Source organism: Bacillus sp. 9.4, assembly GCF_055486415.1.
The window spans coordinates 218,453-231,501 of record NZ_JBVFMU010000006.1; the positions used below are offsets into that span (position 1 = coordinate 218,453).

Consider the following 13,049-nt stretch of genomic DNA (forward strand, 5'->3'; position numbering starts at 1 on the left):
TGAAATTCCCCCATTTTCGAATCTGTAATTGTATATAATAGAAAGAAAATGGGGGGATCTGATATGCAGCTCGAAGAACTGATCAATCAGCACTACAGCAAATTGAATGACAACGATTTTCATATTTTAAAATATATATTGAATCATAAGCACACATGCTATCACCTTGGAATCGACGCGCTGGCCAAAGCTTGCAGTGTATCGCGTTCCTCAATTTTACGGCTTGCCCAAAAGCTCGGTTTCAGCGGCTACAGTGAATTTCGCGTCTTTTTAAAGTGGGAAGATCAGCCGGAAGAAGGCGAGAATATGAGTTTTCAAAAGCTGCTTGATGATATTGAAGCAAATTTGAAGTTCTTACGGACAAAGGACATGACGGACATGTGCCAGCTGATTGATGAAGCGGACCGCATTTTCGTCTACGGTTCAGGAAATGCGCAAAAGATATGCGCCCGCGACCTGCAAAGAATGTTTATTCCGCGCCATCGCTATCTTATTTTAATTGAAGATACAAATGAATTTAATTTGATGCGCGATGATTTTAAAGTAAACGATCTGTTTATCATCATTTCTCTTTCCGGAGAAACACCGGAGCTGATTCCTCAGGCAAGAATGCTTTCTGCAAAGGGTATTCCCTTTATTTCCATTACGAATTTAAAAAACAATGTCCTCGCCCAGCTGACTCCGCATAATCTTTATGCGACAAGCAAACCTGTGACATTAAGCGATAAAACGGAAATTGTCGCTTTTGCACCGTTTTTTCTCGTTGGCGAAGCATTGTTCCGCGCATATGTTGATTACAAAGAGGCAGAAAAAAATGACAATGAGTAGCAGGGGGTTCTGGTATGATGCAAAAAATTCAGCGCTTTGGAAGCGCGATGTTTGTGCCTGTTTTATTATTCGCGTTCGCCGGCATTATCGTCGGTATCAGCACGCTCTTTAAAAATAAAACCCTCATGGGCCCGCTCGCCGATCCCGACGGTTTTTGGTATCAGTGCTGGTATATTATTGAGCAGGGCGGCTGGACTGTTTTTAACCAAATGCCGCTCTTATTCGCCATCGGCATCCCGGTTGCTTTGGCGAAGAAAGCTCAGGCACGCGCTTGTTTGGAAGCGCTTACTGTTTACCTGACATTCAACTATTTTGTCAGCGCGATATTGACGGTATGGGGAGGAGCATTTGGCGTCGATATGAACCAAGAGGTCGGCGGAACGAGCGGGTTAACGATGATTGCAGGCATTAAGACGCTAGATACCAACATTATCGGGGCCATCTTTATTTCTTCGATTGTCGTCTTTTTGCATAACCGCTATTTTGATAAAAAACTGCCCGATTTTCTCGGCATCTTTCAAGGCTCAACATATATCGTGATGATTTCCTTCTTTATTATGATTCCGATTGCCTTGGCTGTGTCTTATATTTGGCCGATGGTTCAATCGGGAATCGGCTCGCTTCAAAGCTTCCTGGTTGCTTCTGGGGCGGTGGGCGTTTGGATATACACGTTTTTAGAACGGATTTTAATTCCGACCGGCCTTCATCACTTTATTTACACGCCGTTTATTTATGGCCCGGCTGTAGCGGAAGGCGGGATCGTCACGTATTGGGCACAGCATCTCGGCGAATATTCGCAAAGCGCCAAACCGCTGAAGGAGCTCTTTCCGCAAGGCGGATTCGCGCTTCACGGCAACTCGAAAATCTTCGGTATTCCGGGTATCGCCCTGGCTTTTTATGTGACAGCCAAAAAGGAAAAGAAAAAACTCGTCGCAGGGCTGCTGATTCCTGTCACACTGACAGCGATTGTCGCCGGTATTACAGAGCCAATTGAGTTTACGTTCTTATTCATTTCACCTTTCTTATTTGCGGTTCACGCCGTGCTTGCCGCCACAATGTCGACAGTTATGTATATGGCCGGCGTCGTCGGAAATATGGGAGGCGGACTGATTGAGGCGGTGACCTTGAACTGGATTCCGCTCTTTGGCAGCCACGGTATGACATATGTGTATCAAATTTTGATCGGGCTCTCGTTTACAGCAATTTATTTTTTCGTCTTCAGATTTTTAATCCTCAAATTCAATATCGCTACACCAGGACGGGAAAAGGATGAACAGCAGGAAACAAAGCTATATTCGAAAAAGGAATACAGAGAACGAAAAAACAAGGATGAAACGGCCTCCGCTGCTGAAACGGCTGATGACACCGCTTTTCTGTATATTGAAGCGCTGGGCGGAAAAGACAACATCACTGAAGTCACAAACTGCGCCACCCGCCTCAGAGTCAGTGTCAAGGACGAAACAAAGGTTGAACCCGACAGCGTATTCCGCGCGCTTGGCGCACACGGCGTCGTCAGGAACGGGAAGGCGTTTCAGGTGATTATCGGATTAAGCGTACCGCAGATGCGGGAGCGTGTGGAAAAAATATTGAATCAATAAAGACAGCCCTCCTTTTCGGGAGGGTTTTCGTTTGCCGTCAAAAAGACCGCCATAGTAAAGTAAAGAAAGAGACAATCGAGTAAAAAGGGGTTTGGAGGCTTTTACATGCAAAAGGCTTTGTCGTTTTTAAAACCATATTCATTGCTGGCGGGAATTGCTCTGATTCTTATGTTGACGGAGCTTGCAGTTGAACTGATGCAGCCTTTATTGATTGCAAAAATCATCGACGATGGGATATTGAAGCAAGATCTGCGGCATGTATGGATATGGGGCGCGGTCATGATCGGGCTGACCGTGTTATCCTTTGCGGCGGGGATGCTGAATTCCTTTTATGCCGCCCATGTCAGCCAAAGCTTTTCCTATGATACGAGAAAAGGGCTTTTTCAAAAAATCCAGTCCTTCTCCTATTCCACATTTGGCCAGTTTTCGTCCTCTTCTTATATTACAAGGCTGACAAACGACGTCATACAGGTTCAAAATATGATTTTTATGAGTTTGCGGTTTATGCTGCGGGCTCCCTTAATGATTGCAGGCGGCATTGTGCTGTCGCTTGCCGTTAATGTGAAACTCGGCTTTTTTCTGCTTGTGACCATTCCGATCCTGATCTTGTTTTTGCTGTGGGTATTAAGGAAAGGCGGGGCGCTGTTCCGCTCAGTGCAGAAAAGGCTGGATCAAGTGAACACCATCATGCAGGAAAATTTAATCGCAATCAAGCTGATCAAAGCGCTGCTTCGCGGCAGCCACGAAGTCAAACGATTTATCAAAGCCAACACAAGGCTGATGGAAAAAACGGTTTCGGCCTTTCAGCTTGTGGAATTCACGATGCCTGTACTGATGCTGCTGATGAATCTCTGCATTCTTTTGATTTTGTGGGCGGGGTCCTACAGTATCACGAGCGGAAGCACTCAGGTCGGCGATGTTGTTGCGATAATTAACTACGCAACACGAATTACAGGCGCGCTTTCGATGTTTCCGTTTTTGATTATGATTTTCACCAGGGCGAAGGCTTCAGGGGATAGAATCGGCGAGGTGCTTGAAACAGAAGGCGATGAGCGGGAGGAAGGCATCATATCTGATCGTTTGTCAGGACGGATTGAGTTTCAGCATGTATCCTTTCGCTATCCTGAAATGGACAGAGAAGCGCTCAGGAATGTCTCATTTTCCGCAAAGCCAAGAGAAACGATCGCGATTCTCGGTGCGACGGGCTCGGGCAAGTCCACGCTTTTTCAGCTCATTCCGCGGCTTTATCAGCCGGATTCAGGCTGCATTTACATAGATGAAAAGCCGGTTCAAGATTTTCCGGCTGAAGGGCTGCGCAGGCAAATTGGATATGTACCGCAGGAAGTCCTCTTGTTTTCCGGCACAATCAAAGAAAACATCGCTTGGGGCAAAGAAAATGCTTCACTAGATGAAATAATGGATGCGGCCAAACATGCGCAAATTCATGAAACGATTTTGAAGCTCCCAAATGGATATGATACAGTTTTGGGGCAAAGAGGCGTCAACCTGTCCGGCGGCCAAAAGCAGCGAATTTCCATTGCGCGGGCGCTGATTCGAAAACCGGCTATCCTTCTTTTAGATGACAGCACAAGCGCGCTTGACCTGCAAACGGAGGCGAAGCTGCTTGAAGCAATCAGCACATACCATTGCACAACTTTGATCATTACACAAAAAATGACCACGGCGATGAAAGCTGATCAGATTTTGTTGCTTGAGGACGGCGAACTGATTGAAAAAGGCACTCATAGTGAGCTGCTTTCTGAATCTCAGTTATACAAGCGCATTTACGAGTCACAATTCGGAAGGGAGGGGAGCGAGTCATGCTAAAAGATATCCGCAAGCCTTTCCAATATCCCAAACTGCCAATTGACAAAAAAGAAGGCGCGAAAAAGCGGGCGAAAGCAAAGGATACAAAGGGCACACTGAGACGAATCTGGTCTTACTTGGCTGAAAGAAAAGGACTGCTCATACTTGTCATGCTAATGGTTGTCATCAGCGCCATATTCGGGCTCCTTGGCCCCTTTGTGATCGGAAAGGCCATCGACCATTTTATCGTCGGGAAAACGGTCAGCGGCTTGATTCCCGTTTTGCTTCTTCTGCTCGCTATCTATATCATTCAGTCTCTGTCGCTTTGGTTTCAAAACTATTGGATGATTACGATCTCGCAGGGCACGGTTTTCAGAATGAGAAGCGAATTGTTCACCCATCTGCATGAGCTGCCGATTCCATTTTTTGATAAACAGCGGCACGGCGAGCTGATGAGCCGGGTGACGAATGACATTGAAAATGTCAGTTCTACCTTAAACACGTCAGTCATTCAAATTTTGTCAAGCGTGATCACCTTTGTTGGGACCATTGCAGTGATGCTGTACATGAGCCCGCTCCTTACATTGATTACGCTGACCATTATTCCGGTGATGGCAGCGAGCCTGAAATGGATCACCAACCGAACGGGAAAGCTGTTTAAAGAACAGCAGAAAAACCTTGGTGATCTGAATGGGTATATTGAAGAATCTGTTTCAGGCGCAAAGGTCATCAAAGCATATTCACGTGAGAAGCAGATTACTGCTGAATTTCTCGAAAAAAACGCTGCACTCAAGACGTCGGGCTTTTGGGCGCAGACGATTTCCGGGTTTATCCCGAAGGTCATGAACTCTTTGAATAACTTAAGCTTTACAATGATAGCGGCAATCGGCGGTTTGTTTGCGCTGAAAGGCTGGATCTCGATCGGCTCCATCGTCGTCTTTGCCGAGTATTCAAGACAATTTACACGCCCTTTAAACGATCTGGCCAACCAGTTTAATACGATGCTGTCCGCAATCGCCGGCGCTGAACGGGTGTTTGACGTGCTTGATGAAAAAGAAGAGCGCGAGGATGAAAAGAACGCCGTGCATCAGCCCATCCAAACAGGCAGCATTGAATTCCGGGATGTGTCCTTCGGTTACGATAAAGGGCAGCAGACGCTGAAGCATTTACAGTTTACCGTGCCTGCCGGGCAGTCCATCGCGTTTGTCGGGCCGACGGGGGCGGGGAAGACAACCGTCACTAACCTTCTCGCCCGTTTTTACGAGCCTAACGAAGGAAAAATTTTAATCGACGGTACAGATATTAAAACCCTTACTAGAGCAAGCCTCAGAAAAAACATGGGGTTTGTTCTTCAGGATTCTTTCTTATTTCAGGGAACGATCAGAGAAAACATTCGCTATGGCAGGCTCGATGCTTCTGATCAGGAAGTCGAAGCCGCTGCAAAAACAGCGAATGCCCATAGCTTTATTGAAAGGCTGCCAAAAGGGTATGACACCGTGCTGACGCAAAACGGTTCGGGCATCAGTCAAGGACAGAAGCAGTTGATTTCTATAGCGCGGGCGGTGCTTGCCGATCCGGTTCTTCTCATTTTGGATGAAGCGACAAGCAACATTGATACCGTAACAGAAGTCAACATTCAAGAAGCGCTCGCCCGTTTAATGGAAGGAAGAACAAGCGTCATCATTGCCCACAGGCTGAACACCATTCAAAGAGCGGACCAGATTGTGGTGCTAAAAGACGGTGAAATGATTGAAAAAGGCAGCCATGACGAGCTGATTCGGCAAAAAGGATTTTACAGTGACTTATATGAAAGCCAATTTGAGAAATAGACCTTTGTCCTGCACAGAGGTCTTTTTTGTTACAGATTTATAGTACTTTTATTTCATTTTCGTAAAATGTAACAAAATTACTTGACGTAAACAAGTTATGTATATATACTAGCTTACATTAAGTAAGTGATAACATTTATCAAGGAGGATAAAATGAATAAATCATTTGAAATTGGCACATTACTTTTAAGAGTTATTACAGGTATTATCTTTTTTGTTCACGGTTTATCAAAGTTTCAGGGAATGGAGGGCACCATCCAATTTTTCGGCAGCATAGGCCTTCCAAGCTTTATGGCGTATGTCATCGCAGCGATTGAACTCATTGGCGGAGTGCTTGTCTTCTTCGGATTGGCTACACGTATTGTCGGTGTACTGTTCGCTCTTACACTGATCGGCGCCATCATCACTGTTAAGCTGAAAGCGCCATTCATGGGCAATGCAGAATTTGATTACCTTCTGCTTTTGACATCCATTCACCTGGCGCTTACTGGAAGTCGATTCCTGGCGCTGGACCCATTTGTGTTTAAAGGAAAAAAGAACGGAAACGTTTCAGCATAAGAAAAGAGGCATACAGCATGACCAGCATTCATGAGGATACACACATTGGCTATGCCAAACTCACAATTCGCAGTCTGGAGCGTTCGCTTCAGTTCTACTGTAACGTCATCGGTTTTCAAGTCTTAAAAAAGACGGATCGCCAAGCGGAATTAACGGCTGACGGGAAACGCGTACTGCTTATTCTTGAAGAAAATCCGAGCGCTGTCGTCTTGCCTGAACGGTCTGTGACAGGCCTTTATCACTTTGCGATTCTTCTTCCGGACAGGAAAGAACTTGGGATCGCGCTCGCACGCCTGATTGAACACGGCATTGCTATCGGACATGGAGACCATGCTGTCAGCGAAGCGCTCTACCTGTCTGATCCTGACGGAAACGGCATTGAAATGTACGCTGACCGCCCCCGCAGCACGTGGCAGCGTGATCGGGAAGGAAACTACGTCATGACGACAACCGCTGTTGACATTGAGGGCCTTCTGGAAGAGGCAGGAGATGAGCGGAAAACATCGCTCCCGAACGATACAATCATCGGACACATTCATCTGCATGTCAGTGATTTGAAAGAAGCAAAGGCGTTTTATACAGATGTACTGGGCTTTGACATTGTCGGAAACTATGCGGGCATGTCCGCCCTCTTCGTTTCAGCCAGGGGGTACCACCATCATATCGGCTTAAACATTTGGGCGGGAAGAAATGCGCCGCCTAAACCGACAAATGCCAGCGGACTAGACTATTACACTGTTGTCCTGCCTCACCAAGAGGAGCTGGATTTAGTGGCAAACCGAGTCAAACATGCCGGGTATTCGATTGAAGAGACGGAAAACAGCTTTCGTGTGAAAGACCCTGTTTCCGGCGCCTATATTACATTTTTGATTTAACTGCAATCCCCTTGCCGAAAAAACGGCAGGGGGATTTTTTATTTTTGTCCGCCTTGTTATGATGAGAGAACCACCAACTTGTTAGGAGGCGTTTACATGGAACTCGATCACCTTGTGACAGGCAAAATCGCTTTAAATCAGTATGTGCATCGCTTAGAGCAAAAGGATGTTTCATTTTACGTCCATTATTGGGGAGCAATGACGAATCACTATAACACACTGCTTCATAAGCATTCCTTTTATGAAATTTGTTACGTGGTAAGAGGTGAAGGATATTATCTTGAAGGCGATCGTACATATCCGCTTCGGGAACAGACGATTTTTTTGTCAAAGCCGGATCATTTGCACCAAATCAAAAGTGAAACAGGACTGTTCATTTTTTATGTCGCTTTTGAGCTGAGTGAGGATCAATCAAGCGCTGAATGGATCAACGTGATGGAAGAAGTGAAACAAAGCCCCGTTGTCACAGTGCAAATAAAAGATGGCGAACCTCCGGGCATTCTTTGGAAAACGTTAATGCTGCAAGCAGCTCAGCCAGTCAATGCTTTTGACAAAGAGATCCTATCCCAATTGTCGCACGCATTGATCCTGTCATTAATCCAAACCTTTCTCCCGTCCGCCCGCCGCCCGAAAAACAAGCAGCTCATTCAAAGCTCATCTGCTTTGCTGACGGAGGTCAAACTACACATTAAAGACAATCTGTCACAGCCGTTAAAGCTGACGGATGTCGCCGGCCATTTTCATATCTCTGGTAGGCACTTATCACGTTTATTTGCAGCAGAACTGGGTGTCAGCTACTCTGAGTTTGTCCAAAATGAAAAAATCAATAAAGCCGCCGCGCTGCTGAAGTCAACGGATCTATCGATAAAGGAAATAGCAGAAGAAATAGGATTCTCTGTACATTATTTTACACGCGTATTTTCTGCCAAAATCGGCAGCTCTCCAGGGCTTTTCCGTTCCCTTTATAAAGACTCAAAAATGACCGCATTTCAAATCAATAAGCCTTTTCAAAAAATCGAACAGGCCGAGCCGCACGAATAAGATGTCCTGAAATGACAAAATAATGTCTCCATATGATAAAGACGCGAGAAATCTCGTTGTCTTATAATTTTTTAAGAAAGCGGTTTCTGTTTGAAAGCCGGCTTTTCTTAACATTTCTGTCCCATAGTACATGATCGAATTGACATCGGTAATTTGCTGTACGATGGCGATTCCGATCTCAGTAAATAGCATGCGCCTGATCTACGGCTCTTGAAAATCTTTAAAAATATGTGCCTGAGACGAAAGGGCGGTCACTTGAACGGCTTTAGCATTCATTTCGCCAATATGAATATGGCCGGCAAGTTGATCAGGACATGCCGAATCAATCGACTCACTTATCGTAATCTGCAGATATGAGGAGGAATCTATCAATGAAACTATCTTATGTAACAGACAGCCTAGGGCATTTGCCTTTTGAAGACATGCTCGATTTTGCCGCAAAGCTTGGGATCGATACACTTGAAATGACAACCGGGGGCTGGTCGCCGGCACCGCACTTGAATCTTGATGAACTGCTGCAAAGCAGCGAAAAAAGAAAAGAATTTTCACAAGCGCTGGAAAAGCGGAACATGACACTTTGCGCATTAAACTGCTCGGGGAACCCTTTAGATCCGGGTGAATTGGGCAAATCGCACAGAGACATAACTGACAAAACGATGGAGCTGGCTGGATTATTAGGCGTCAAAAAAGTGATCATGATGAGCGGTTTGCCAGCCGGCGGCCCGGACGACAAAGTGCCGAACTGGATCACATACACAGTAAGCTGGCCTCCCGTTTTAAAAGATATCCTCAACTATCAATGGGAAGACGTTGCGATTCCATATTGGAAGAAGCTTGTCAAAAAAGCGGGGGCCTGCGGCGTAGAAAAAATAGCGCTTGAGAACTTCAGCTCTCAATTAGTCTATAACCCTGAGACTCTCTTTCGACTCAGAAAAGCGGTCGGCCCGCTGGTCGGTTTGAATCTTGACCCGAGCCATTTATTATGGATGGGCGCAGACCCGATCATCGCAGCAAGGGAGCTCGGCTCAGCCATTCACCATGTCCACGGGAAAGATGTCAGAATTGAAAGATATTTATCAGCGGTCAACGGACTTTTAGAAACAAAAGAAGTGACAGATCCTGCAAACCGGGCGTGGAATTACGTAGCTGTCGGCTGCGGACAGGATTTACAGTGGTGGAAGGAATTTTTTTCAGTTGTAAAAATGATGGGATATGATGATGAGGTTTCTTTAGAAATGGAGGATCTGACGATGTCACCTGAAGCGGGCATCCGCACTTCTGTAGAAGCATTAAAACAAACCATCAGCCAATAGGAGGTTTTCATGATGATAAATGGAGAAAGAATCATCTCCAAGCCGCTGCGCTGGGCAATGGTAGGCGGCGGACGGCTTAGCCAGGTTGGGTATAAACATCGTACTGGAGCGCTGAGAGACAATACTGCTTTTCAATTAACTGCCGGCGCTTTTGATATCGATGCCGAAAGAGGAAAAGACTTCGGGATGAACCTTGGAGTGGATGCGGAACGCTGTTATCCCAACTATCAAACCATGTTTGCCGAGGAAGCGAAAAGACAGGATGGCATAGAGGTAGTATCGATTGCCACTCCGAACGGCACTCATTATGAGATTTGTAAGGCGGCGCTTGAAGCAGGACTGCATGTCATCTGTGAAAAACCGCTGTTCTTCACTTCAGCAGAGGGTTATGAAATCAAAGCGCTCGCAGAGAAAAAAGGGAAAATTGTCGGCGTGACGTACGGTTTTTCAGGCAATCAAATGCTTCTTCAAATGCGTGCGATGATTGAACAAGGAATGATCGGCGATATTCGGGTGGTTGACTTGCAGTACACACACGGTTTTTGTGCAACAGATGAAGGTGAAAAGATAAGCGCTGCACAGAAATGGCGTGTCGACCCTGCGATCGCCGGGCCAAGTTTTGTACTAGGCGATTTATCTACCCACACGTATTATATGTCACAGCTTATTATGCCAAAGATGAAAATTAAAGAGCTGCTGTGTGACCGACAGAGCTTCGTCGGCAGCCGCGCACCGCTAGAGGATAATGCCCATGTGCTGATGCATTATGAAAATGGAGCGGTCGGAACGATGTGGGCATCGTCAATCAATGCCGGATGTATGGATGGCCATAGAATCCGGATTGTCGGCTCAAAGGCAAGCATTGAGTGGTGGGACAGCAAGCCAAATGAACTGACGTATGAAGTGCAGGGAGAGCCGGGCCAGACACTCGTTCGCGGCATGCCGTATTTAGATGATGTTTGCAGCGCCGATGAACGACTGGGCGCCTTACACAGCGAAGGGCTGTCCGAAGCATGGGCCAATATTTATCTTAAATTTGCCATTGCGATAGACGCCAAAAACCGTGAAGAGGAAGAAATCTTGAATAACTTGGTTTATCCTGACATTGATGCAGGGATTGAGGGCATTCGCTGGATTGATAACTGCGTGCGCTCGGCAAACCAAGGGTCAGTTTGGGTTGAATTTAAATAAATGAGGGGATGCGCCGCATATGACATAAAGTTCATATGCGGTTTTTATTTTCCAGAAACTCCTGTCAAAAATGCCCTGAGACAGGTATGATAAGAAGGGAATTGGGTAACGGGAGTGATGAGCGTGAAGGCTCTTTTTTTTACGAGAATGTTCACCTTGATGGTGAGCTGTTTAATGTATCTGTCCATTGTGAAAGAGGATAACTGGTTTGGATATGTATTTATAGCAGCAGGTGCTGCCATGTATGCAGCCAATCATGTTTTGCTGACAAAAGAGACAAATGCCATCTGGTTCTGCCTGATTGATATTGCAATCGGCTTTTCGTTCGGATTTATCTTTCCCGGCACAGGTTTGTTCATTATTATGCTTTGTCCGGTTGCGGTCGCCTTTTTTCTGCGGGGGTTTCCTAAAAGAACAGCATGGTCTGTCTTATGTCTTTCCTCTATTTTATTTTTGACGGTCCTCATCCGTACATATGCGATGTTCGGCAATGAATTTGTCATTGATCATTTAACTAGCATGACATTCGTTGTCTTCTGCGGTGTCGTGGGCAAATTAATCCGCAAGCTGTTGGATGCGCAGGAAACGGCAAAACAGCAGTACCGGGAACTGACAGAATCCCACTTGGCGCTGTCTTCCGCACATCAGGAGCTGCATTTATATGCGAAGCAGGTTGAAGAGCTGACCGCCATTTACGAGCGGAACAGAATGGCGCGGGAAATCCATGATACAGTGGGGCATAAAATGACGGCCCTTCTCGTCCAGCTGCAGCTTTTGCGTGAATGGCAAAAAAGAGACAGCCAAAAAGCGGATGAGACAGTAGGTGTCTGTGAAACACTTGCCCGTGAAGCGCTTGATGATGTCCGCTTATCAGTACGCACTCTGCAAACTGAAAACGATCCTTCGCTAATCGAATCGCTGAAACAGCTGACAGAGGACTTTTGCAAAAATGCAGGAGTCACAACAGAATTTGCGGTCAGCGGTGATCCTGCAATCATCCCGCTGTCTCTCCATCCGACCCTGATCAGAACGGTGCAGGAAGCACTGACCAATGCCAAACGGCACGGCGGCGCCACAGCTTGTTCGATACAGCTTGCCTGCACAACGGACAGCATCAGCCTTGTCATTAAGGATGACGGAAAAGGCAATCCCGAGGCAGCACTTGGATTTGGCCTCTTGAATATGAAAAAGCGGGCAGCGGAACATGGCGGAATGATCCGCTTTGAAAGCGAACGGGATCAAGGATTTACTGTAATCGCCGAATTTTCACTTGCCAATAAAAAATGGAGCTTCAGGCCCGTGCAGCAGAAGGAGAGTTTATCATGATTAAGATCATCATTACCGACGATCAGGATATCGTCAGAGAAGGGCTGGCATCCCTGCTCCAGCTCAGAGAAGAGCTCGATGTGATCGCAACGGCGCGAAACGGACAGGAAGCCTTCGAAAAGGCGAAAGAGCTGGAGCCGGATATCGTGTTAATGGACATCCGCATGCCGGTTTCCAACGGGGTGGAGGGAACAAAATTAATCACAAGCTCGCTGCCCGGCGTAAAGGTTTTGATGCTGACAACCTTTAAGGATTCAGCGCTGATTGCTGAAGCGCTTGAAGAAGGAGCAAGCGGGTATCTGCTGAAGGATATGTCGGCAGATACGATTGTAAAAGCGGTGATGACTGTTCATTCTGGCGGAATGGTGCTTCCGCCGGAATTGACTGCCCAAATGCTGAATGAATGGAAGCGTGAAAAACAGCTGAAAGGAATAAATGAGATAGAAAAACCTAACGAGCTGCTCGACCTGACCGAGCGCGAAATTGAAGTTCTGGCTGAGCTGGGGTACGGGCTGAATAACAAAGAAATTGCCGAAAAGCTTTTCATTACAGAAGGCACAGTCAAAAACCACGTTTCAAATATTATCAGCAAGCTGGCTGTCAGGGACAGAACCCAAGCCGCCATTTACTCGGTCAGATATGGTGTATCTGTCTTTTGACATATGACGTTTTGCATATACGCTT

11 protein-coding genes and 1 pseudogene are annotated in these 13,049 nt (G+C 46.3%); 11 read left to right on the top strand and 1 reads right to left on the bottom strand.

The window, feature by feature from the left end:
- Positions 1-63 precede the first annotated feature (63 nt).
- The 7 genes from glvR (at position 64) to ACZ07B_RS20455 (ending at position 8,535) form a co-directional block, all read left to right on the top strand.
- Positions 64-828 (top strand): MurR/RpiR family transcriptional regulator GlvR, encoded by a 765-nt coding sequence (gene glvR / locus ACZ07B_RS20425; protein WP_038428631.1) that lies wholly within the window; start codon positions 64-66, stop codon positions 826-828.
- Positions 829-842: 14 nt separating this feature from the next.
- Positions 843-2,426: a PTS maltose transporter subunit IIBC gene (gene malP, locus ACZ07B_RS20430; RefSeq protein ID WP_003233606.1), complete on the top strand. Its 1,584-nt coding sequence runs from the start codon at positions 843-845 to the stop codon at positions 2,424-2,426.
- Positions 2,427-2,531: 105 nt separating this feature from the next.
- Positions 2,532-4,253 (top strand): ABC transporter ATP-binding protein, encoded by a 1,722-nt coding sequence (locus tag ACZ07B_RS20435; RefSeq protein WP_464877606.1) that lies wholly within the window; start codon positions 2,532-2,534, stop codon positions 4,251-4,253.
- On the top strand, positions 4,247-6,061 hold the full coding sequence (locus tag ACZ07B_RS20440; protein WP_042978122.1) for an ABC transporter ATP-binding protein: 1,815 nt from the start codon (positions 4,247-4,249) through the stop codon (positions 6,059-6,061). The genes ACZ07B_RS20435 and ACZ07B_RS20440 overlap by 7 nt, the downstream gene beginning before the upstream one ends.
- Positions 6,062-6,214: 153 nt before the next feature.
- Entirely contained in the window at positions 6,215-6,619 is a 405-nt protein-coding gene (gene catD / locus ACZ07B_RS20445; RefSeq protein ID WP_003244204.1) for a DoxX family oxidoreductase CatD, read from the top strand.
- Positions 6,620-6,636: 17 nt separating this feature from the next.
- Entirely contained in the window at positions 6,637-7,494 is an 858-nt protein-coding gene (gene catE / locus ACZ07B_RS20450) for a catechol 2,3-dioxygenase (protein ID WP_464877607.1), read from the top strand.
- Positions 7,495-7,590: 96 nt separating this feature from the next.
- The gene (locus ACZ07B_RS20455; RefSeq protein WP_124060006.1) at positions 7,591-8,535 is read left to right on the top strand and encodes an AraC family transcriptional regulator; all 945 of its coding nucleotides are present in this window, start codon (positions 7,591-7,593) and stop codon (positions 8,533-8,535) included.
- A 66-nt stretch (positions 8,536-8,601) separates the two neighbouring features.
- On the opposite strand, the pseudogene ACZ07B_RS20460 reads toward ACZ07B_RS20455, so the two are convergent.
- A pseudogene (locus ACZ07B_RS20460) lies at positions 8,602-8,760 on the bottom strand (MFS transporter); the annotation flags it as partial.
- A 146-nt stretch (positions 8,761-8,906) separates the two neighbouring features.
- Here ACZ07B_RS20460 and ACZ07B_RS20465 point away from each other — a divergent pair.
- The 4 genes from ACZ07B_RS20465 (at position 8,907) to lnrK (ending at position 13,024) form a co-directional block, all read left to right on the top strand.
- Entirely contained in the window at positions 8,907-9,848 is a 942-nt protein-coding gene (locus tag ACZ07B_RS20465) for a sugar phosphate isomerase/epimerase family protein (RefSeq protein WP_464877608.1), read from the top strand.
- 9 nt (positions 9,849-9,857) lie between these two features.
- A complete protein-coding gene (locus ACZ07B_RS20470) occupies positions 9,858-11,039 on the top strand; it encodes a Gfo/Idh/MocA family protein (RefSeq protein WP_464877609.1) in 1,182 nt (393 codons plus the stop codon).
- 123 nt (positions 11,040-11,162) lie between these two features.
- Positions 11,163-12,365, top strand: coding sequence for a two-component system sensor histidine kinase LnrJ (gene lnrJ, locus ACZ07B_RS20475; protein WP_464877610.1), 1,203 nt, complete (start codon positions 11,163-11,165; stop codon positions 12,363-12,365).
- Positions 12,362-13,024 carry a two-component system response regulator LnrK gene (lnrK, locus tag ACZ07B_RS20480; protein ID WP_024572984.1) on the top strand — a complete coding sequence of 221 codons (663 nt, stop codon included), beginning with the start codon at positions 12,362-12,364 and terminating at the stop codon, positions 13,022-13,024. Before lnrJ ends, lnrK begins: the two co-directional genes overlap by 4 nt.
- The last annotated feature ends 25 nt before the right edge of the window (positions 13,025-13,049 follow it).